Here is a 20,422-nt window from a genome sequence, read left to right on the forward strand (position 1 = left end):
CTCGCCATTGTCGGGCATGACGACTACGCCGCCTTCGACGCACGCTCCGCAAAACCGCTCAGCAGCGCCGCGATCTCGCCGGCCGGCCTCGCCGCGCTGAACAGAAATCCCTGCACCTCGTTGCAGCCCTCGGCGCGCAGCCAGTCGAGCTGGTCTGTCGTCTCGACCCCTTCTGCGGTCGTGGTGATCTTGAGGCTGCGGCCAAGGCCCGAGATCGCGCGCACGATCGCGAGGCAGTCGGCGCGCCGCGCCAGGTCCTTCACGAAGGAGCGGTCGATCTTGATCTTGTCGAACGGGAAGCTGCGCAGATAGCTCAGCGAGGAATAGCCGGTGCCGAAATCGTCCATCGAGATGCTGACGCCCAGTTCGCGCAGCTGATGCAGGATCGCGAGGTTGGCCTCGGTCTCCGCCAGAAACACCGACTCGGTGATCTCGAGCTCGAGCCGCCGCGCCGGCAGGCCGGAATGCGCCAGCGCCGAGATCACGGCCTGGACCAGATTGCGGCTGCGGAACTGCACCGGCGACAGATTGACGGCCACCTTCACGTCGGCGGGCCACTTGATTGCCTCGGAGCAGGCTTCGCGCAGCACCCATTCGCCGAGCGCGACGATCAGGCCGATGTCTTCGGCAACCGGGATGAACTCCGCGGGCGAGACCATGCCCTTCTGCGGGTGCCGCCAGCGCAGCAGCGACTCGAAACCAGAGATGCGGTCGGCCGCGATATCGACCAGCGGCTGGTAGTACAGCTCGAACTCGCCGTTGCTGAACGCCGCGCGCAGATCGCGCTCCATGTCGCGGCGCTTCTGCGCCTGCTGATCCATCTCCGGTTCGAAGAAGTGATGCACGCCGCCGCCCTCGGACTTGGCGCGGTACAGCGCCATGTCGGCATTGCGCATCAGCTCTTCCGACGTCGTGCCGTCGCCCGGTGACAGCGCGATGCCGACGCTGGCGCCGACCACGACCTCGAGCCCGTCGATGTTGTAGGGCGCGCTCAGCGCATCGATCAGCCGTTCGGCGAAAGCGCTCGCTTCGTTGGGCGAGACATCCGCCGCAAGCACGATCGCGAACTCGTCGCCGCCGAGGCGGGCCGCCACGTTGTCGTCGCGGACCACCTCGCGCAGCCGTTCCGCCACCAGCTTGAGCAGCCGGTCGCCCATCGGATGCCCGAAGGAGTCGTTGACGTTCTTGAACAGGTCAAGGTCGATGCACATCACCGCGACGCGCTTGTTGCCGCTGCGGCCGCGCTCCAGCGCCTCGCGCAGGCGCTCCTGGTAGAAATCGCGGTTCGGCAGATTGGTGAGCCCGTCATGGTGCGCCATATGCGCGATCCGCGCTTCGGCGGCGCGCCGCTCGGTGATGTCGACCACCGCGACCAGATAGCCGTCGCGGCCCTCGAACGCCACCTTGCGCCCGAAAGTCAGCACATGGATCTCGCTGCCGTCGGCCCTGATGTGCCGCCAGTCGCGGCTCGATTGATAGACGTCGCCGATCTCGCGCAAGGCGGCGCTGTGCACGCTCCACTCGTCCACCGGCCAGATCTGGCGCAGCGTCATGCCGAGAAACTTCTCGCGGCTGTATCCATAATGCTGAACGGCGGCGTCGTTGACGCTGAGGAATTCCATCGTGCCGGCGTCGAACACCCACATCGGCATCGGGTTGTTCTCGAACAGCAGGCGGAACGACAGCTCGCGCTGCTTCAGCGCGGTGACGTCGGAGACGGTCAGCGACAGCATGTCGCCGAACGCCGTGACGCCGAGCCGCAGGCAGCGATCGCCGCTGTCGATCTCGAACTGCCCGCCCGGGCCGCCGCCGACAAATCCACGCAAACGGTTCATCACCGCCGGCGCCGCAAGCGGATTGCCGCCGGCGCTGAGCCGGCGCCACAGCAATTCGGTCGCAGGCTGCATCAGCAGCCTTGCGGCGCCCTGGTTGAGATGCACGATCTGGAAGTCAGCTGGCTCGCCGCGCGCATCGCGGATCGCTGCGAGCGACAGCACGCCCTCGTCGGCGGCCGAGAAAATCGTATCGAGCAGATTGTACTGCGCATTGCGCTCGTTGACGTAGACGCCGACCAGGATACCGCCCCAGCGCGACCGCGTCGGCAGCGCCAGCACGTCGAAGGTCCGCACCAACCCGTCGCGGACGCAATGCGCTGACGCCAGATAGGGCCGGCAGTTCTCGCGGGCGTTTGCGGCCGCTTCGGTCAACCCGGTGGCGCAGTCCGGCGGCAGCGCGCTGAGTGGAATGTCCCAGCGCTCGTCGTTCAGCCATGTCTGGACATAGCGGCCTGCGTGCGAGACGCTGAGCATGCCATCGACGCTCCGCAGCAGTACGATATGATCCGCGAGCCGGCCGAGACTGCCGAGCATCACGTCTTCATAGTGCGGCAGTTTTTCGCCGGGACGGACCGCGGCCTGCCACTTGCGCTGCAGAACCGGTACGTCGGCGAACATCTCGGAATTGAACTTGGCCGATGTCTTTGCTGATTTCTTGTTGGCCATGACCACGGCACGCCCCACGCAAACACTAGTCCCCACGGCATCCAAGTCATGCCGCGACTTAACGCCATGTAAAAATAGGCAGGCCCGGCATCGCCGCGAGCGATTATGACGGCTCAAATTCGCGCGATGGTTAGTTCACATTAGAGACTATGACAGCTGCATGAAATGCAGGCCGGTCGGACGTCAACGCGCCACGACCTCGACTTCGCCATCGACGCCGTTGACGACGTTGAAGGGACGCTCGAACACCTTGCCTTCGTTCTTTGCGATCGCGCGATACTCGCCTTCGGAGAGCACGACGCGCGGGAACGCGCCGATCGATTCCTTGATCACGTCGCCGCCCGGCGTGATCACCGACCAGGCGGTGTTGGCAAGCGCCTCGCCGCCCCGCTCGCTGACCAGCTTGAGCGTGATGACGGCGGCGCGATGGGTGACGGTGACGTCGGTCAGCTTGCCCGCCCCGACGCGAATGTCGGAGCGCACCACCGAGTTGGCGTCGCCATAGTTGGAGACGATATAGTAGGTGCCCTCGGGCAGCAGCGCGACGTCGCCGGCGGCAACGTTCGGCACCATTGGTCCACGGTCCGAACCATCGAACTGGCTGCCCTTGTAGATCGCGAACGAAATCTGGTTGGCGGGGATCTTGCTGCTGCCGACCCGGCCCTCGATCCGCAGGCCCCCGGCCGGCAGCACGAAGGACTCGCGGTCGGTCTCCGACTTCAGGCTGACGGCGCGCACCGCGCTGACGAGGCCGAGCGCGACATGGACGACATAGTTGCCGGGCGGCAGCACTACGTTGGGCGTCGCGCCGCGCTCTTCGCGGACCAGCTTGTAGGTGCCGTTGTCGTCAGGCTTGTCGGCGAACACCCGCCACACCAGCCCGGCATTGATGACCGGCAGGTCCTTGCCGTACCGCGCCGTCAGCGACAGCACCGCCTGCCCCGCGGCCGGCGACCCGGCCGGCGGCGCCGCTACGACGGGCGGCACGGTCGCAATCGAGGGCTGGACGATGGTCGGCTGGTTCAGCGGGCCGGGCAGAACGGGCCCTGAACCGCCGCCCGATGGCGGCGCCAGGTTGAGCGCCGGACCCGACGGCACCTCCGGGACCGAGGCGGGCGGAATCGGCGGCGGCCGGTCGCTGAAGAACTGCGCTGATACGGAACCGGGGATCAGGGCCAGCAAAAATGCCGCAAGCGTCAACAGCGGTAGGAGCCGCATGCCCCGCCCGCATCCGCCGATGCCGTTACCCCTCGAAGTCATCACCATGCTTTTCAACGAAAACGCGGCAAATTCAAGCCTTCGTCCAAGGGGATCCAGGCGGCGTCCAAGGCTTTGTCACAGTCCGGGCGGGCAGCGTCCGCCATTTGGAACCGCGCGATCAAGCCGATGTTAGCCCCATCGTCGCGGTCCAGTCACATTCCCTGCCTACCGCGGACCACCCGGGCATGAATCATGCCTGTGGGAATAACCATGAAGACGGACGACGCTGGCGCAGCCATGCTGCGCGGCCTAGTCTCGTGCTGGCAGGAGATTTGTCGTGTTGGACAGCTGGATGGGCCGAGGCCACAAGAGCTCCGACGGCCCCGATAAGGTAGGACTGGGTACGGTTCGCCGGCCGGTCATCGGGCTTGCGCTCGGCGGCGGCGCCGCGCGCGGCTTTGCCCATATCGGCATCATCAAGACCCTGCTGGCCCACGGCATCGTCCCCAATGTGGTGGTCGGCACCTCGATCGGCTCCGTCGTCGGCGGCGCCTATGCGGCCGGCCATATCGAGACGCTGGAGCAGTGGGCGCGCGGCCTGCAGCCGCGCAGCGTGCTCGGCTACCTCGACATCCGCCTCAACGGCTCCGGCCTGATCCGCGGCGCCAAGCTGGCCGCCGAGATCGAGGCGGCGCTGGGCCAGGTCATGATCGAGGACCTCACGGTCAAGTTCGCCAGCGTCGCCACCGAAGTGCGCACCGGGCACGAGATCTGGCTGACCCAGGGCCGCGTGGTCGACGCCATGCGCGCCTCCTACGCCCTGCCCGGCATCTTCGCGCCGGTCCTAATCGGCGACCGCTGGCTGGTCGACGGCGCGCTGGTCAATCCGGTGCCGGTCTCGGCCGCGCGCGCGCTCGGCGCCGAGATCGTCATTGCGGCGAACCTCTCCAGCGACGTATTCGCGCACTCGACCACGATCTACAATCACGGCCCGTCGGCCGCGCCTGAGGTGACGGTTGCGGTGACCGCCGACGCCGAGCTCGAGCCGGAGCCGCCGAAGCGCCGGTTTGGCCGCTTCTTCTCCGCCGAACGTACCGTGAAGCGGGAGTTTTTCGGCAGCGCCAGCCGGCCCGGCATCTCGAGCGTCATGGTCGACGCCTTCAACATCATGCAGGACCGCATCACTCGCGCACGCCTTGCCGGCGATCCGCCGGACATGCTGATCTCGCCGCGGGTCGGTCAGATCGGCTGGTTCGACTTCCACCGCGCCGACGACCTGATCGCGCACGGCATCCGCGCCGCCGAACGCTCCATCAGCGCAATCGAGGAAGCGATCGACATCCTGGTGCCGCCGTCGAGCGGTGCGGGCAGCACCGGCAAGTAGCACTCAGGCGGTCTTGATGTAGTCGCGAAGCGCCTCCTGCTCGCGCTCATATTCCTCCACGCGCCGCTTGACGATGTCGCCGATCGAGATCAGCCCGACCACCTTGCCGTCCTCGACGACAGGAAGATGGCGGAATTTTCCCGTGGTCATCATCTCCATGATGCCGCTGACCGTATCGGACTCGCGGCAGCTCACGACTTTCTTGGTCATGACAGCGCTGACCGGTTCGTCCAGCGCGCCTGCGCCGCGCTCAGAGAGCACGCGCACGATGTCGCGCTCCGACAGGATGCCCTCCATGCGGCTCTGCTCCATCACAAGCACCGCGCCGATCTTGCGCTCGCCGAGCAGCTTGACCGCGGCCGAGAGCTTCGCGCCGGGCGCGACGCTCATGACCTGATGGCCTTTTGCATCGAGAATGGAACGTACCGTCATTGTCGGCCTCCCTAGAATCCGCTCGTGCCACGCCTTGGGCGGGGTCGAGCCTGTTCGCCAGAGTCTTCAATCAACAGTTCCGCGCCGATTTCGGTTCCGGGGCGCGGTGAGTAGCAGGGCTCGATTTGTCGGCCCGCTTTGTTTCTGCTTCGCAAAGATGATGGAGGAATTCGATCCAGGCCGCAAGCGGCGATCAGACGCGCCCCGACTGATCCAACGACGACGCATCTGCAGCATCGTCCCGCGTGCGCGGCACCGGATCGAACAACGAGAACAGCAGCAGTCCGGCGAGGAAGCCGCCGATATGCGCCTGCCAGGCGACGCTCGCGCCCTCGCCGCCGAGCGAGAGCGAGGTGGCGCCGAACAGGATGTTGACGCCGAACCAGATCGCCAGGAAAGCAAGCACCCGTCCGTTGCGCAGCGCCCGCCACAGCGACAGCGCAGGCACCTTGGCCGCCGCCTCGGCATCGCCACGGCTGAACGACAGGAAGCTGCCCTTCACGAAGGCGAAGCGGATCGCCGCCGCCATCGTCCCCGACACCGAAGCCGACGCTCCGATCATCGGCGCAATCGCGTGCTCATGGGTCAACAGATGCGCGAGCGCGCCGGCGGCCGCCGTCACCGCCATGAAGACAAAGAAACGCAGCGCGCCGAAGCGCCGCGCCAGCGCGCTGCCGAACGGCAGCAGCCACAGCACGTTGAAGCCGATATGGGTGAGGTTGGCGTGCAGCAGCGAATAGGTGACGAAGGTCCAGACCTTGGCGCCTTCGCCGCCCGGAAAGGTGATGTCGAGCAGCGTCGAATCGTAGCGCTTCGGGATGAAGCCGAAGACGTCGATGGTCCAGTTCTCTAGCTCCGGCGGCAGCAGCACCCGCAGATGGATCGCCGCGATCAGGAGGATGTAGGCGGTGAGCGCCGGCGGCAAGGTCAGGATCGGCTCGCGCGGCGCCTCCGGCGGCGGTGCGAGCGGGGATTCGGGATGGGAGTCCAAGGGGTCGGCGACCTCGATGCGGCGGTGGATCAGAGATAGGCGGCTTTCGCACCCCTGTGCAAGTGCACAATCCCGAAATCGGACACCGGGTGTCGCGCAGCGCGAAATCGGGACAAAAGACGGGACAAAAGAAAAGGGAGGGCGCTGAGAACGCCCTCCCTGATCGGCTGGTCTTCTCGTGCCTCGGAGGGATCGGGAGAACGTCCCCACCCCTCCCCGCACGGTGACCAAACTGTTTGACGCCACCTGTGTACCAACGGCGCCGGCGCTTGGGGCAGCCGGCACGAACGGGAACGCGCGGACCCTACCCACAGGTTCCACGGGCGCCAAGGACATAGTTAAATTTACGTTAACAACACAAAGCTGCCGATAAGCCGCCCAAAGCGCGGCCACGGCATGGACGCTGCACAGCCTTCCCTGCACAACAGAGAAGGGAAGGCGCCTGAGCAAAACCGGGACAGATGTGTCCCGCTGAGACAGGCGCCGGGCAAGGTTTAGATGAAACACAGCTCGAGCCGCGCGTTCTTCGCGTATTGGAATGCGAAGCGCGGCAACGCACGTGCACCTGAGAGGAGTGAGTTCGAGCCGTCCGCGGTCCGCGACCTCCTGTCCGACATTTTCGTGCTATCCTATGACGGCGAGACCCGCTTTCCGTTCCGCGTCGCCGGCACCCGCACCTCCGCCCTGCTCGGCTGCGATCTCAAGAACCGGAGCTTTTCCGCCCTGTTCACCGACGAGAGCCGCGGCGAGATCGAAGACATCATCACCTGCGTCGTCGAAGAGACGCTGCCGGCCATCGCCGGCATCACCGCCACGACCGAGGCCGGCGCCAAGGCGCATCTCGAATTGCTGCTGCTCCCCTTCACCGCCCGCGTCCATATGCCGGCGAGCCTCACCGGCCTGCTCGCCCCGTTCGAGGACGACGTCAGCCGGCTGCACGACCTGGTGCTGACCTCGTGGCGTTATCTGCATCCCCAGGAGCGGTTCGTGCCGCGGACCCTGCGCAAGCTCGCCATCGCGCGCGGCCTGATGGTCTACGAAGGCCTGCGCTAGCCGCCGGCGCCCGCCTTGGGACGGGATGGCAAGCGTCGGTCGCTTGCACCGCGCCCCGCGGAACTCTATTAGCTGTCTGGCCGTCACGGCGGGACGGACCCGCTCATTGCAGCTGCGGCCGGGCTGGGCATGTTTCGAAATTCGATCAGGCAGAAGATCGTCGGCATTGCCGCGGGACTCATCATCCTCGCGGTGATCACCTCGCTGCTGTCGATGGTGATGGCGGGCCAGGTCGGCCATCTCCTCGACGAGCTCACCAACCGCTACATCCCCGCCTATGGCCACCTCGCCCGCGTCAACATCCGCGCGCTGGAGCGCTCGCTCGCCATGCGCCGGATGATGATGGCGAAGATGCAGGCGCCGGGCGAAGACTCCGGCTACGAAAGCGCGCGCAAGGCCTTCGAGGAGATCGAGCCCCTGATCAAGCGCGAGGCCGACGCGGCGCGCACGCTGATCGATGCGATCATCGCCGATCCCTCGACGCCATCCGACAACGCCGCGCTCGGACGCCTCGACGACCGCATCGACAATGCCGTCAACGACCTCCTGATGCGTCTGAACGCAGAGAACAAGACGCTGCTCGAGCAGATCGACGCCAAGGAATTTGCGGCGGCGAAAGCGACCACGCTCCGCGCCGATGCCCTGCGCGACGACTTCAACACCAGGATCGAGGCCATCCGTTCCGACATGCTGGCGCAGGTTGCTTCGGCCGCTGCGAAGGTGATGAGTGCCCAGCAGCGGGCGATCATCATCTCCGGCGTCGTGACCGCCATTGCCGCGATCCTCGGCTTCGTGTTCGCGATGCTGGTCGGCAGCGGCATCACGCGTCCGGTGATGCGCCTGCTCGAAAGCACCCGCGAGGTCGAGGCCGGCCGCCTCGACGGCGCCATCACCATCACGACCCAGGACGAGATCGGCCAGCTGTCGGCCGCCTTCAACCGCATGATCGAGACGCTGCGCCACAACCAGCGCATCCGCGAGACGTTCGGTCGCTACATCAACCCGCGGATCGCCGAGGGCCTGCTCGAACAGCCGGCGATCGCCGCGACCGAAGGACAGCGCCGCGTCATGACGGTGATGTTCTGCGACATGAAGGGCTTCACCAGCCTGAGCGAGGGCGTGACGCCGAGCGGCCTCGTCAAGATCATGAACCTCTATCTGTCGACGATGTCGGCGCCGGTCCATGCGCATCGCGGCATCATCGACAAATATATTGGCGACGCCATCATGGCCTATTGGGGCGCGCCCTTCGTCGAGGAAGCCGAGCAGACCCATCTGGCCGCGCTTGCCGCCATCGACATGATCGGCCAGGTCAACCAGCTGCGCAAGGATCTGCCCGAACTGCTCGGCGTGCGCGTGATCCCGGCGGATTGCGACATCCGGATCGGGATCGCCACCGGCGAGGCCCTCGTCGGCAGCATCGGCTCCGAGTTCATGATGAGCTACACCGTGCTCGGCGACACCGTGAACCTCGCCTCGCGGCTGGAGGGCGCCAACAAGTTTTACGGCAGCCGCAGCCTGATCTCGGAAGCCACTGCGGCGGCTTGCGCGGCGACGATCGAGCTCCGCGAGATCGATCGTCTCGTCGTGATGGGGCAGACCCAGCCGGTCGCGGTGTTCGAAATCCTCGGCAAGAAGGACGAACTGACGCCGGCGCAGACCGAGTTGCGGCAGCGTTACGCGGACGGTCTCGCCGCCTATCGCGATCGCCGCTGGGATGACGCCGAGCAGGCCTTCACCGCCGCGCTGGCGGCGGCGCCCGGCGACGGCCCGTCGATCGCCATGAAGGCGCGGGTCGCGGCCTTTCAGCAGAACCCGCCGGCGGCGGATTGGGACGGCGCCTGGCATCCGGAGCAGAAGTAGCGGCGCCACGCTCGTCCAGGCTCCGCCGCTACAGCTGGGCCTCGATCGCAGCCTTGTCGATCACCGACCAGACCTGCACGATCCTCCCGTCGCGGAATTCGTAGAACACGTTCTCGGCGAAGGAAACGCGTCTGCCGTCGATAGCGAGACCAAGAAATCGTCCCTTCGGCGAACAATCGAACGCCAGCCGGCTCGCGACATGGGACGCATCCGACACCAGCAGTTCGATGTTGAAGCGAAGGTCCGGGGTGTCGCGAAAGTCCCTTTCCAGCATCTCGCGATAGCCGGATAACCCGAGCCGCCGGCCGTTGTGGCACACATCCTCGTCAACGAACCGGCCGAGTTGCGGCCAGTCCTGGCGATTCAAACAGGCAATGTAGTTCCGGTAGATCTCGGCGAGGTCCGTTTTCATCATCGATCGTTCTCCTTGCCGCGGGTCCAGATGGACATTGAGCATTGAGTGCGTTTCTAACACCGATGTTAGTTTCGACTCCGATGTCCGACGGCGCCAACAAAACACTCAGCCAGCGTGCACGTGAAAGCGCGACGTCCCGAAAAGACAGTGCGATTGCCGCTTCGGCAAACAATTTCTCAGAACGCGCGGAATGTCTCCTGCGATCGGGAGTTATTGCTTCAGGCCGATGACTGTCCTTATCAAATCGGGAGGTGTCCATGATCAAGTCACCGATGATGCTTGCGGCATTTCTGACAGCGCCGATCATTCTGTTCCCGCCGCAGACCGCCATCGCGGCTGGCGGAGGTGGCGGCGGTGGCGGCGGTGGCGACCCATACGGGTCGAGCTACGGCACTCCCGCGCCGTCCTATCCCCAGCAGAAGGACAGAAAGACCACGCACAAGGTCAAGAAGCCCGTCAAGCAGTCCGGCTTCGAAGACCCGGCATTCCGCGACGGCTATCGCGCGGCCTATGCGACAATCTACGAACGCAACGACTACGCCGCCGCGATCGATCAGTTGCACGCACTCGGGCGCGATGATCATCCTGATGTCGCGAACCTGATCGGCTATTCCTATCGCAAGCTCGGCGACTACAAGCAATCGCAAGTCTGGTATGAACGTGCGCTCAAGGCCGATCCGAACCACGTCCTGACGTGGAACTACTACGGCCTGTGGCAGATCGAACAGGGAAACCGCGACCAGGCGCAGTATCATCTGCAGCGGATCGCCGAGATCTGTGGCACCGACTGCGAGGAGTATCGGACGCTGGCGGCGGCACTGGAAAAGCCGCCGGGTACGAACCTCGTCTACTGAGCGCGTCGCGTAGCCCGCATGAGCGAAGCGACATGCGGGGAGGGACCGCCCCGGATGTCGCTGTCGCTCGTCCGGGCTACGCCTTTGAGCCACTTTGTTCGCGTGTCCGTTTTTGCAGGAATTTCGCCGTTTTGGTCGACGTGACCGGCGAGTAGCTTGCGTGCCGGGCGACGCACGCGGATACGTTGAGATCGATCATCATGACCTGCCGGCTTCTCGCGTGGAGCGGCATCGCCGTTGCTGCGCTGGTTCCAATCATTGGCGGCATCTGGCTCTTCACCCTGCCCGCCGCATCGGCGTTCCGCCTTCCGCCTCCGATCGCCAAGGCCGAGCAGGATGCAACGCTCGCGGCGCTGAAGCCACCGAAGCGGGCGCGACCGCTAATCGCGATCCTCGGCATCAACGACATGACCGAGACCACCGACTATCTGATGCCCTACGGCATCCTCAAGCGCGCCGATGTTGCCGATGTCGTCACGCTGGCGACCGGACCCGGTCCGGTCGCGCTGTTCCCGGTGCTGAAGGTCGAGCCAGATGCGACCATCGCCGCATTCGATGCCGCGCATCCCGACGGCGCCGACTACGTCATCGTGCCGGCGATGAGCCGCGACGACGATCCGGCGGTCATGCAATGGATCCGGCAGCAGGCGGAGAAAGGCGCTGTGATCGTCGCCGTCTGCGCCGGCGCCAAGGTGCTCGCCTCGACCGGCCTGCTCGACGGCAGGCGCGCCACCACGCACTGGTTTTACCTGAAGAACTGGCGCAACAAGCATCCCGAGATCCGCTATGTCGCCGACCGCCGCATCGTGGTCGACCACGGCGTCGCGACGACGACCGGGATTTCGGCCTCGATGCCGATGTCGCTGACCCTGATCGAGGCGATCGCCGGCCGCGCCAGGGCTGAGGCCGTCGCGCGCGAGATCGGCCTGCCCGGCTGGGACGCGCGGCATGACAGCAACGCCTTCAAGTTCACCCGTTCCTTCGCGCTGACCGCGATCCGGAACACGCCGGCGTTCTGGAACCGGGAACAACTCGGCCTCGCGCTTGCTCCCGGCGTCGACGAGGTCTCGCTCGCGCTGGTCGCCGACAGCTGGTCGCGCACCTACCGCTCGCACGCCGTGACCTTCGCCGCGACCGGCGACGTCGTGACGACCCGCAACGGCCTGCGCGTCTATCCGCAGGTCGTGGCGTCGGGCTGGTCCGCAGATGGTCTGCTGCCCGCGGTCGGCACCGCGCCGCCCGCGCAGGCACTCGACCGGGCGCTCGCCGGGATCGAGACACGCTATGGCCGCGGCACGGCGGACTTCGTCGCCATGCAGCTCGAATATCCACGGGCTGACGTCGTGCAGTGAGGGATCGCGCCCCCAACAACGTATTCGATCCTCCATCGACCCCATTGTCATCTCCTTGTCATGAATTGTGCCGACACGTCAGCGCCGGACCAGTTCGGGGATACGCATGGACTATTTCAAACGCTTCAACTTCCTCTTCGCTGCGCCGGTGTTCGAGGCCGACGACCTCGAGGGCATCCGCTTCAACCAGATCATCGCCGAGATCGAGCGCTCCGGCTTCGAGGTGGTTCGCGCCCGCAAGCTGGAAGATGCCGAGATCGCGGTGCAGACCGATGCCGCGATCGGCTGCATGGTGGTCGATTGGGGCAAGAAGGGCCTTGAAGGCAAGACCGCGGCACTGATCAACCTGATGCGTCGGCGCGGCCTCGACTTCCCGATCATCCTGTTGATCCGGCGCAAGCGGTTCGAGGACCTGCCGGTCGAGGTGCTCGATTTCATCGACGGCTACGTGTTCCTGTCCGAGGAAACCCCGCCCTTCATCGCCAAGAACCTGATCTCCAGGCTGAAGCAATATGCCGAGAACCTAAAGACGCCGTTCTTCGGCGCACTGGTCGATTATGCCGAGGAAGGCAACCAGCTCTGGACCTGTCCGGGCCATAATGGCGGCGTGTTCTACAGCCGCAGCCCGATCGGGCGGGTGTTCGTCGAACATCTCGGCGAAGCGGTGTTCCGCGACGATCTCGACAATTCCGTGCTCGACCTCGGCGACCTCCTCACCCATGAGGGGCCGGCGCTGCGGGCGCAGAAGGAGGCGGCGCGGATCTTCGGCGCCGAGAAGACCTATTTCGTGCTCAACGGCACCTCGACCTCCAACAAGGTCGCGCTCGGCTCGCTGGTCACCGACGGCGACCTCGTGCTGTTCGACCGCAACAACCACAAGGCCGCGCATCACGGCGCGCTGCTGATCGGCGGCGGCATCCCGGTCTACGTGCCGACGGTGCGCAACGCCTGGGGCCTGATCGGCCCGATGCGCTGGGACCTGCTCGACGAGGGCACGCTGCGCGACCACATCCGCAAGCACCCGCTGGTCAAGGACGAGAACGCCTGGAAGAAGGAGCGTCCGTTCCGCGTCGCCGTGGTCGAGCAGTGCACCTATGACGGCACCATCCACTCGGCCGAGATGATCCTCAAGCGGATCGGCCATCTCTGCGACTATATCCTGTTCGACGAGGCCTGGGCCGGCTTCATGAAATTCCACCCGATCTATGCCGGCCGCTTCGCCATGGGACTGTCCGATCTCGGCCCCGAGGCCCCCGGCATCATTGCGACCCAATCGACCCACAAGCAGCTCGCGAGCTTCTCGCAGGCGTCGCAGATCCACATCCGCGACCGCCACATCAAGGGCCAGAAGCGCCGGGTCGAGCACCGCCGCTTCAACGAAAGCTTCATGCAGCACGCCTCGACCTCGCCGTTCTATCCGATCTTCGCCTCGCTCGATGTCGGCGCGCAGATGATGAAGGGCCGCTCCGGCGAAGTCCTGTGGGACGACACGATCCGGCTCGGCATCGAATTGCGCAAGAAGATCCGCGCCGTGAAGCGCGAGTTCGAGGAGAAGGAGACGCGCTCCGAGCGGCGCTGGTTCTTCGAGCCGTTCGTGCCGGACCGCGTCATGATCCCCGACGTCGCGCGCGAGAACGGCGTGCACAATGTCGCCTGGGAGACCATCTCGACCGATCAGCTCGCGACCAATCCGTCCTACTGGCAGCTCAGTCCCGGCGAAAACTGGCACGGCTTCCCCGAGCTGACCGCGGGCTTCGCCATGACCGACCCGAACAAGCTCACATTGCTGACGCCGGGCTTCGATCACGCCACCGGCGCCTACGCCGATCACGGCATCCCCGCGCCGGTGGTGGCGCAATATCTCCGCGAGAACCAGATCGTCGCCGAGAAGAACGACCTCAACTCCCTGCTGTTCCTGCTGACACCCGGCGTCGAGGCCAGCAAGGCCGGCACGCTGGTGTCGGGACTCGTCGCCTTCAAGAAGCTGCACGACGACAACGCGCTGATCGAGGACGTCATCCCCGAATTCTTCCGCCGCCGCCCGCAGCGCTATAGCGGGGTTCGGCTGCGCGACCTCTGCGGCGACATGCACCGCTTCTTCCGCGACGGCGGCGTCAGCACGCTGCAGGCCAGGCAATTCCTGCCCGAGCACCTGCCCGAGATCGCGATGTCGCCGCGCCAGGCCGCACAATATCTCATCCGCAACGATGTCGACTATCTGCCGATCGACCTGATCTTCGGCCGCGTCGCCGCGACGCCGTTCGTGGTCTACCCGCCCGGCATCGCCACCATCGTGCCCGGCGAGCGGCTGTCGGAACGAAGCAAGCCGATGATCGATTATCTGAAGATGTTCGAGGCGAGCTTCAATGCGTTCCCGGGCTTCGAGGTCGAAGTCCAGGGCATCTACAAGGAGATCGACGACTCCGGCCGCGTCCGCTTCTACACCTATGTCGTGTCCGAATAGGCGAACGGGCGCAACACAATGGAGAATGATCACAAGATCACCGTCCGCCCGTCCCGCGACAGCGACGTCGACGCCATGCTGTCGATCTACCGCCACCATATCCGCCGCGGCGTCGAGGAAAGCGTCGACGACAGCGGCACGCCGGAGCCCGACGATCTGCGCGACCGCCGCAAGAATCTGCGCAACACCCGCCTGCCCCATCTCGTCGCGATCTGTGACGGCGAGGTGGTCGGCTATGCCTATGTCGTGCTGTTCCGCAAGCGTCCGGCCTACCGCTACACGGTGAAGCATTCGATCTATGTGCATCACCGCTTCACCGGCCAGCGCGTCGGCGGCCGGCTGCTGCAGGAGTTGATCGACACCTGCGCCGCCGCCGGCTTCCGCCAGATGATCGGCTACATCGACAGCGACAACGCCGCCTCGCTCGCGCTGCACGACCGCTTCGGCTTCGCCCGCGTCGGGCATTTGCCCGGTGTCGCCTATCGCTATGGCCGCTGGTCCGACACCGTGATGGTGCAGCGCTCGCTCGCCGCCGGCGCCACCGCCCCGCCGCCGCCCGCGCCGCTGTCGCGACGGTGATGGGGGCTGGCGGCAGCGCTCTTTCCACATTCGTCGTCCCGGCCTAGTGCGCAATTGCGCACGGGGGGCCGGGACCCACAACCACAGGGTTGGATTGGCAGGGAAGGCTGTGGCCCCAGCGTCGCGCAATAATCACCTTCGGTGGTTATGGGTCCCGGCCTTCGCCGGGACGACGATAAGGATACGTCGCAATTCAGGACGTCAAACAGCGCGGTGTCATCACCCGCGAAAGCGGGTGATCCAGTATTCCAGAGACAGCGGTGCTTGAACCGAGAGGCCGCGGCGTACTGGATCGCCCGGTCAAGCCGGGCGATGACAGCACAGTGGGGCGCAGGTTCGCGTTTCGAATTGCGCACCGGTGAATGACGAACTAAGGCCGCCCTACTCCAGCGTAAAGCCGACCCGCAGCGCCACCTGGTAGTGCCGGATCTTGCCGTCTTCGATATGGCCCCGCGTCTGCACCACCTCGAACCACTTCATTTCCCGGATCGTCTTTGACGCGCGGCTGACGGCGTTCTCGATCGCCGCCTCGATGCTCTTGTCCGATGATCCGACCAGTTCCAGGATTTTGTAGACGTGATCCTTGTCGTGGGTGGCGGGCATGTCGACCTCCTCTGTGGATGCGCGATCCGGACCGCTTGCGCTGCGGTCCGGACAGTCCATCGTCCGATGCGGGCCGGCCATCGTCAAAACCGACGAATGCTGCGCGGCAACACGCCGGACGAATTGAATCAACGTGTCGCGGCGCCTTTGGTGCCAGCATGCAGTTCGTGCCAGCTGCGCACCCGCCCTTGTCCGTGCCTTGACCTATGGTAGCATGGTTTCATCAAGTATTCGGGAGCGATACGATGTCCACTGCGTCCAGCTCACCCGCCACACCTCCTCACAGCCTCGGATCCGGGCTTGCCAACCTCCGCGCCAAGTGGGGTTGGATCGTCGCCCTCGGCGTGATCTATCTGATCGCCGGCGTGCTCGCCTTCGGCAGCGTCTTCTTCGCCACCGTCGTCAGCGTGCTGTTCGTCGGCGCCATGATGATCGTCGCCGGCGTCGCCGAGATCATCAACGCGTTCCAGTTCAAGACCTGGGGCAAGTTCCTGTTCTGGCTGCTGCTCGGCGCGCTCTATGTCGTCGCCGGCTTCATCACCTTCGAGAACCCGCTGCTCGCGGCGGCGACGCTAACGCTGTTCCTCGGCGTTGCCCTCGTGGTCTCCGGCATCGTCCGCATCTTCCTCGCCTTCGGCATGAACTCGGAAGCGCCGTGGGGAATGGTTGCGATCTCCGGCCTGATCACGCTCGTGCTCGGCGCCATGATCCTGGCGCGCTGGCCGGTGTCGAGCCTCTACGTGCTCGGCATTTTCCTCAGCGTCGATTTGATCTGCGCCGGCGTGAGCTGGATCAGCATGGGCATGGCGCTGAAGCGCAGGGCGTGAGGCGCGATCGTCGCTTCAGGCAGGATCGGCGGGTTAGGTCAACGTAACCCGCCGCATGTTTTGCGTGCGGAAAGACGGCGGGTTGCGCTTGCGCTAGCCCGCCCTGCGCTCAATCCGCCTGCAAGCCCTCAGGGCTGCGCGAGGTGCCAGGCGCCGTTGAGGAAGCCGTCGCCGGTGATGTCGCCGGCCTTCTGGTCCTTGGCGAAGGTATAGAGCGGCTTGCCCTTGTAGGCCCACTGCTTGGAGCCGTCGTCCCGCGAGATGATGGTGTAGCCGCCTTCGGCCTTGTCGCTGGCGTCCGCCTTCAAGACCGGCCAGTTTGTCGCGCACGGTCCGTTGCAGGCCGACTTGCCTTCCGAATCCTTGTCGAAGGTGTAGAGCGTCATGCCCTTGGCGTCGGTGAGGACGGAGCCCTTCGCGGTGGTTCCGGTCTTGGTCGGCGGCGCGGCAAAGGCGGTCGAGGCGAGCGCAAGCGACATGGCGGTGGCGAGCGCGAGCGAGATCGATGTCTTCATGATGTCTCCTTTTCGAATGCAAATGGCTTGCATGCGTTAGGACGCCGCAGGGCGCGCACTATTCCGCTGATCGCGCGTGAAGAATTTTCGGGACGGCGATCAATGCGAGGGGAATAAAGCCGGAGGCGCGTGCCGATACCGGCAGCCAGCGCAGCATGAGTTTTGGTTGAAGCGGCCTAGCGGCAAGCTCAGTGCGCCTCTCTCGCTTGCGGTCAGGGCTATCGCATATGCCCCTTGGCGACGCGCAAGTGCTTGGCCTCGTGGTTCGAGACGCGCCGCAAGCGGCGCTCCTCACCATGAGGGTCTACTTATTGTGCCGCAAACAAGACCTCATCCTGAGGAGCCTGCCGAAGGCGGGCGTCTCGAAGGATGGCCACGAGGGCACCGCCACGATATGCGATAGCCCTGCGCTTGCGGGAGAGGGAGTGCACCCCCTTTGCGATTTCTACTCACCCGATCTCATGGCGCCCTACCGCCTGATTTCCTCGACCGCGCGCACCAGCGGGCGGTCGGAGAGCTGGATCGGGCCGGAGAACGGCGTGCTCATTTCGAGGATCAGGTAGATCGCGGCCGAGATCAGCGCCGCGGCGGCGATGGTGGTCGAGATCACCACCGCGTTGCGCGGCGCGCGAAAGCCGAGGGTCGCGAACATCAGCGTCAGCCACCCGACCAGGATGCAGATCAGCGGCGACGGAAACGAACCGTCGGACTGCTCGACAAAGGTCCAGCGCTGCTGCACCGCCTGCCGGTAGACCGAGCGGGCGTCGTTCCACAGCGCGACCTTCTGCTCGTCGTCGAACCGCAGCTCGCGCAGGCTGGTGCCGACCTCGTCGAGCAGGCGCTCGGACACCTCGTTCGCTCGTGAGATCGGAACATCCTTGAGCACCTGCTCGACATAGGCGAGCAGCCGCTTGCGCGGCTCGTCGGCGCTCGGCCCGAGCGGCCGCAGGCCGCGATCGAGCAGGATGAGGTCGGTGGCGAAGACATGCAAATTGCGGTCGACCGCCACATAGGTGTTGGCGGCACTGTTCATCATCAGTCCGAGCAGCAGCGACGGCATGGTGACGAACAGCGTCGCGACCAGGCGTACCGAGGTATTGGTCTCGTCGCTGCGGTGATGATCGGCGAGCCGGGCATGGATCGCCATGGTCGCAAGCGCGGCGCCGCCGAGCAGGACGAAGATCAGGACGGCGACGATGAATGCAACCACGGCTTGCGAAAACCTGCGAGAGAATCAGGTCCGCAGGATAGCAAGGGACGCCCGGCGGTGCATGTCCGGTTGACTAGCCGTCCCCACGCGCTATCCAGTCCGGACAGGTTTCGGGAACGTCCGGCGAGAGCGCGAGGGGCGCTCCAGAGGAGATACCACGTGCATATCGTCGACGACAGCGAGGTCAACCGCGTCCTGAGCTTTCCGGTCTTGATCGAGGCGATCGAAACCGCGCACCGGCGGCCGAAGATCGCGGTGCACGACAGCTATCTCGGCGACGACAAGGGCCAGCAGCTGGTGACGCGCAGCGCGGTCGATGCCGGCCGCTTCATGATGACCAAGCTCTACACCAGCTTTCCGGGCAACCTCGCCCACGGCAAGCTGCCGGCGGTGCAGGCGGTCTGCGTGCTGTTCGACGGCAATGACGGGCGTCCCCTCGCGGTGATGGACGCCGCCGAAATCACCCATTGGAAGACCGCCGCGGATTCCGCACTCGGCGCAAAACACCTCGCGCGGCCGGATGCCGAGACGCTGCTGGTGGTCGGCGCCGGCGAGATGGCGCGCTGGCTGGTGCGCGGCCACCGCACCGTGCGGCCGCAGCTGAAGCGGGTGCGGGTCTGGAACCGGACGGTCGAGCGCGCCCAGGAGCTCGCCGCGCTGCTGGAAGGCGATGGTATCGCCACGGAAGCCGTCACCGATCTCGACGCCGCGACACGCGAGGCCGACATCATCACCACCTGCACCCGCTCGCGCGAGCCGCTGGTCAAGGGCGCCAATTTAAGACCCGGCACCCATCTCGATCTGGTCGGCGGCTTCACCCCGGAAACCCGCGAGTCCGACGACGAGGCGGCGCGGCGTTCGCGCATCTTCGTCGACCGCCGCGAATCCGCCTTCGACGGCGTCGGCGACATTTTGCAGCCGATCGCCAGCGGCGCGATCAAGGAGACCGATGTGCTCGGCGATCACTACGACCTCGCGAGCGGCAAGGTCGCCGGCCGGCTGTCGGATAGCGACATCACCTTCTTCAAGAACGCCGGCGGCGGGCATCTCGATCTGATGACCTGCGAGACGGTGCTTGCGCAGCTGGGGAAGGAGCTGCGGTAAGCGGAACTGTTCTGTAGCCCGCATGAGCCAACGGGTCGCACGAATGCGCGCCCGATGACAGCCTCCGCGACATGCGGGACTATGCTCCCGGATATCGCTTCGCTCATCCGGGCTACATCATTGCTCTACGTCTCCCGCAGCCAGACTTCACCGATCGAATGATCGGAGCGCTTGCGCAGCACGACATCGGCCCGCGTCCGCGTCGGCAAGATGTTCTCCCTGAGATTGGCGCGATGATGCTCGCGCCACAGCCGCTCCGCGACCTCGCGCGCATCGTCGGGCGGCAGGTCCCTGTAGTGGTGGAAATAGGAGGCGGGATTCCGGAACGCCGTCGGCTGCAATCTGAGGAAGCGTTCGACATACCAGGATTGGATGTCGGCCTCGTCGGCATCGAGATAGATCGAGAAGTCGAAGAAATCCGACACCACCACCGGCGCCGTGCCGCGCGCCAGCAGCACGTTGAGGCCCTCGAACACCAGGATGTCCGGCTGCTGGATGACCTGGCGTTCCGACGGCACGATATCGCCGATCAGATGCGAATAGACCGGCAGCTCGAGCTCGCGTTCGCCGGCCTTTGCGGCCGCGAGAAATCGCAGCATGCGCGGCAGATCATAGCTCTCGGGAAAACCCTTGCGCCGCATCAGCCCGCGCTCTTCGAGAACGCCGTTGGCATGCAGGAAGCCGTCGGTCGTCACCAGCTCGACCCGCGGATGATCTGCCCAGCGGGCCAGCAGCGCGCACAGCACACGGGCGAAGGTGCTCTTGCCAACGCCGACGCTGCCGGCCAATGCGACGATGTAGGGCGAACGGCGTGCCGGACGGCCGAGAAACTCCGCCTTGACGTGCGCGAGGTTGCGCGCCGCCGCGAAGTGCAGGTTCAATAAGCGCGTCAGCGGCAGATACACGTCGCTGACTTCGGCAGAATTGATCGGCTCGTTCAATCCGCGCAACGCGGTGAGATCGGCGTCCGACAGCGTCAGCGACGTGCTGGCGCGCAAGGCCGCCCAATCGCCGCGGCCGAAGATCATGTAGGCGGACAGCTCGTCGGGGTGGGTCATCCTCATCCGTTCACGGT

At 65.5% G+C, this 20,422-nt stretch carries 18 protein-coding genes; 9 read left to right on the plus strand and 9 right to left on the minus strand.

What is annotated here, in order from left to right:
* Positions 1 to 23: 23 nt before the first annotated feature.
* Both QJT82_RS29510 and QJT82_RS29515 read right to left on the minus strand, forming a co-directional pair.
* Positions 24 to 2,501: an EAL domain-containing protein gene (locus QJT82_RS29510; protein WP_051447998.1), complete on the minus strand. Its 2,478-nt coding sequence runs from the start codon at positions 2,499 to 2,501 to the stop codon at positions 24 to 26.
* A gap of 183 nt (positions 2,502 to 2,684) precedes the next feature.
* On the minus strand, positions 2,685 to 3,761 hold the full coding sequence (locus tag QJT82_RS29515; protein ID WP_028342693.1) for a hypothetical protein: 1,077 nt from the start codon (positions 3,759 to 3,761) through the stop codon (positions 2,685 to 2,687).
* Positions 3,762 to 4,053: 292 nt separating this feature from the next.
* Between QJT82_RS29515 and QJT82_RS29520 the strand changes: the two genes are divergently transcribed.
* Positions 4,054 to 5,085, plus strand: a complete 1,032-nt coding sequence (locus QJT82_RS29520; RefSeq protein WP_137480013.1) for a patatin-like phospholipase family protein — start codon at positions 4,054 to 4,056, stop codon at positions 5,083 to 5,085.
* A 3-nt stretch (positions 5,086 to 5,088) separates the two neighbouring features.
* On the opposite strand, the gene QJT82_RS29525 is transcribed toward QJT82_RS29520, so the two are convergent.
* Both QJT82_RS29525 and QJT82_RS29530 read right to left on the minus strand, forming a co-directional pair.
* Positions 5,089 to 5,517: a CBS domain-containing protein gene (locus QJT82_RS29525; protein WP_028336151.1), complete on the minus strand. Its 429-nt coding sequence runs from the start codon at positions 5,515 to 5,517 to the stop codon at positions 5,089 to 5,091.
* A gap of 193 nt (positions 5,518 to 5,710) precedes the next feature.
* Positions 5,711 to 6,508: a rhomboid family intramembrane serine protease gene (locus QJT82_RS29530; protein WP_028342695.1), complete on the minus strand. Its 798-nt coding sequence runs from the start codon at positions 6,506 to 6,508 to the stop codon at positions 5,711 to 5,713.
* A 498-nt stretch (positions 6,509 to 7,006) separates the two neighbouring features.
* Between QJT82_RS29530 and QJT82_RS29535 the strand changes: the two genes are divergently transcribed.
* Both QJT82_RS29535 and QJT82_RS29540 read left to right on the plus strand, forming a co-directional pair.
* The gene (locus QJT82_RS29535; protein WP_028342696.1) at positions 7,007 to 7,561 is read left to right on the plus strand and encodes a PAS domain-containing protein; all 555 of its coding nucleotides are present in this window, start codon (positions 7,007 to 7,009) and stop codon (positions 7,559 to 7,561) included.
* A 129-nt stretch (positions 7,562 to 7,690) separates the two neighbouring features.
* A complete protein-coding gene (locus QJT82_RS29540) occupies positions 7,691 to 9,424 on the plus strand; it encodes an adenylate/guanylate cyclase domain-containing protein (protein WP_035632256.1) in 1,734 nt (577 codons plus the stop codon).
* A gap of 28 nt (positions 9,425 to 9,452) precedes the next feature.
* Here the strand turns inward: QJT82_RS29540 and QJT82_RS29545 are convergent, their stop codons facing one another.
* The gene (locus tag QJT82_RS29545) at positions 9,453 to 9,839 is read right to left on the minus strand and encodes an ester cyclase (protein WP_028342698.1); all 387 of its coding nucleotides are present in this window, start codon (positions 9,837 to 9,839) and stop codon (positions 9,453 to 9,455) included.
* A 257-nt stretch (positions 9,840 to 10,096) separates the two neighbouring features.
* Here QJT82_RS29545 and QJT82_RS29550 point away from each other — a divergent pair, with 257 nt between their 5' ends.
* From QJT82_RS29550 to QJT82_RS29565, 4 genes are all read left to right on the plus strand, one after another.
* The gene (locus QJT82_RS29550) at positions 10,097 to 10,693 is read left to right on the plus strand and encodes a tetratricopeptide repeat protein (protein ID WP_028342699.1); all 597 of its coding nucleotides are present in this window, start codon (positions 10,097 to 10,099) and stop codon (positions 10,691 to 10,693) included.
* Positions 10,694 to 10,893: 200 nt separating this feature from the next.
* Entirely contained in the window at positions 10,894 to 12,045 is a 1,152-nt protein-coding gene (locus QJT82_RS29555) for a DJ-1/PfpI family protein (RefSeq protein WP_028342700.1), read from the plus strand.
* Positions 12,046 to 12,151: 106 nt separating this feature from the next.
* On the plus strand, positions 12,152 to 14,509 hold the full coding sequence (locus tag QJT82_RS29560; protein WP_028342701.1) for an Orn/Lys/Arg decarboxylase N-terminal domain-containing protein: 2,358 nt from the start codon (positions 12,152 to 12,154) through the stop codon (positions 14,507 to 14,509).
* A gap of 18 nt (positions 14,510 to 14,527) precedes the next feature.
* On the plus strand, positions 14,528 to 15,088 hold the full coding sequence (locus QJT82_RS29565; protein WP_028342702.1) for a GNAT family N-acetyltransferase: 561 nt from the start codon (positions 14,528 to 14,530) through the stop codon (positions 15,086 to 15,088).
* A gap of 381 nt (positions 15,089 to 15,469) precedes the next feature.
* Here QJT82_RS29565 and QJT82_RS29570 read toward each other — a convergent pair whose 3' ends face one another.
* Positions 15,470 to 15,691, minus strand: a complete 222-nt coding sequence (locus QJT82_RS29570; protein WP_026192947.1) for a dodecin — start codon at positions 15,689 to 15,691, stop codon at positions 15,470 to 15,472.
* Positions 15,692 to 15,936: 245 nt separating this feature from the next.
* Between QJT82_RS29570 and QJT82_RS29575 the strand changes: the two genes are divergently transcribed.
* Entirely contained in the window at positions 15,937 to 16,518 is a 582-nt protein-coding gene (locus QJT82_RS29575) for an HdeD family acid-resistance protein (RefSeq protein WP_028342703.1), read from the plus strand.
* A 128-nt stretch (positions 16,519 to 16,646) separates the two neighbouring features.
* Here QJT82_RS29575 and QJT82_RS29580 read toward each other — a convergent pair whose 3' ends face one another.
* Entirely contained in the window at positions 16,647 to 17,033 is a 387-nt protein-coding gene (locus tag QJT82_RS29580; RefSeq protein WP_028342704.1) for a hypothetical protein, read from the minus strand.
* Positions 17,034 to 17,502: 469 nt separating this feature from the next.
* On the minus strand, positions 17,503 to 18,243 hold the full coding sequence (locus tag QJT82_RS29585) for a DUF4239 domain-containing protein (RefSeq protein WP_028342705.1): 741 nt from the start codon (positions 18,241 to 18,243) through the stop codon (positions 17,503 to 17,505).
* 159 nt (positions 18,244 to 18,402) lie between these two features.
* Between QJT82_RS29585 and QJT82_RS29590 the strand changes: the two genes are divergently transcribed.
* On the plus strand, positions 18,403 to 19,347 hold the full coding sequence (locus QJT82_RS29590; RefSeq protein WP_028342706.1) for a dehydrogenase: 945 nt from the start codon (positions 18,403 to 18,405) through the stop codon (positions 19,345 to 19,347).
* A 125-nt stretch (positions 19,348 to 19,472) separates the two neighbouring features.
* On the opposite strand, the gene coaA is transcribed toward QJT82_RS29590, so the two are convergent.
* Positions 19,473 to 20,405, minus strand: coding sequence for a type I pantothenate kinase (coaA, locus tag QJT82_RS29595; RefSeq protein ID WP_080686843.1), 933 nt, complete (start codon positions 20,403 to 20,405; stop codon positions 19,473 to 19,475).
* Between the last annotated feature and the right edge of the window lie 17 nt (positions 20,406 to 20,422).

Source organism: Bradyrhizobium sp. Mp19, assembly GCF_029952935.1.
In the GTDB taxonomy this organism is placed as follows: Bacteria; Pseudomonadota; Alphaproteobacteria; order Rhizobiales; family Xanthobacteraceae; genus Bradyrhizobium; species Bradyrhizobium elkanii.

Bases quoted from the DNA above. Each gene is read 5' to 3' on its own strand.
- QJT82_RS29535 (WP_028342696.1), top strand. From the start codon at position 7,007: ATGAAACACAGCTCGAGCCGCGCGTTCTTCGCGTATTGGAATGCGAAG.
- QJT82_RS29575 (WP_028342703.1), top strand. From the start codon at position 15,937: ATGTCCACTGCGTCCAGCTCACCCGCCACACCTCCTCACAGCCTCGGA.
- QJT82_RS29515 (WP_028342693.1), bottom strand. From the start codon at position 3,761: ATGACTTCGAGGGGTAACGGCATCGGCGGATGCGGGCGGGGCATGCGG.
- QJT82_RS29525 (WP_028336151.1), bottom strand. From the start codon at position 5,517: ATGACGGTACGTTCCATTCTCGATGCAAAAGGCCATCAGGTCATGAGC.
- QJT82_RS29510 (WP_051447998.1), bottom strand. From the start codon at position 2,501: ATGGCCAACAAGAAATCAGCAAAGACATCGGCCAAGTTCAATTCCGAG.
- QJT82_RS29565 (WP_028342702.1), top strand. From the start codon at position 14,528: ATGGAGAATGATCACAAGATCACCGTCCGCCCGTCCCGCGACAGCGAC.
- QJT82_RS29570 (WP_026192947.1), bottom strand. From the start codon at position 15,691: ATGCCCGCCACCCACGACAAGGATCACGTCTACAAAATCCTGGAACTG.
- QJT82_RS29550 (WP_028342699.1), top strand. From the start codon at position 10,097: ATGATCAAGTCACCGATGATGCTTGCGGCATTTCTGACAGCGCCGATC.
- QJT82_RS29520 (WP_137480013.1), top strand. From the start codon at position 4,054: ATGGGCCGAGGCCACAAGAGCTCCGACGGCCCCGATAAGGTAGGACTG.
- QJT82_RS29580 (WP_028342704.1), bottom strand. From the start codon at position 17,033: ATGAAGACATCGATCTCGCTCGCGCTCGCCACCGCCATGTCGCTTGCG.
- QJT82_RS29555 (WP_028342700.1), top strand. From the start codon at position 10,894: ATGACCTGCCGGCTTCTCGCGTGGAGCGGCATCGCCGTTGCTGCGCTG.
- QJT82_RS29540 (WP_035632256.1), top strand. From the start codon at position 7,691: ATGTTTCGAAATTCGATCAGGCAGAAGATCGTCGGCATTGCCGCGGGA.
- QJT82_RS29560 (WP_028342701.1), top strand. From the start codon at position 12,152: ATGGACTATTTCAAACGCTTCAACTTCCTCTTCGCTGCGCCGGTGTTC.
- QJT82_RS29545 (WP_028342698.1), bottom strand. From the start codon at position 9,839: ATGATGAAAACGGACCTCGCCGAGATCTACCGGAACTACATTGCCTGT.
- coaA (WP_080686843.1), bottom strand. From the start codon at position 20,405: ATGACCCACCCCGACGAGCTGTCCGCCTACATGATCTTCGGCCGCGGC.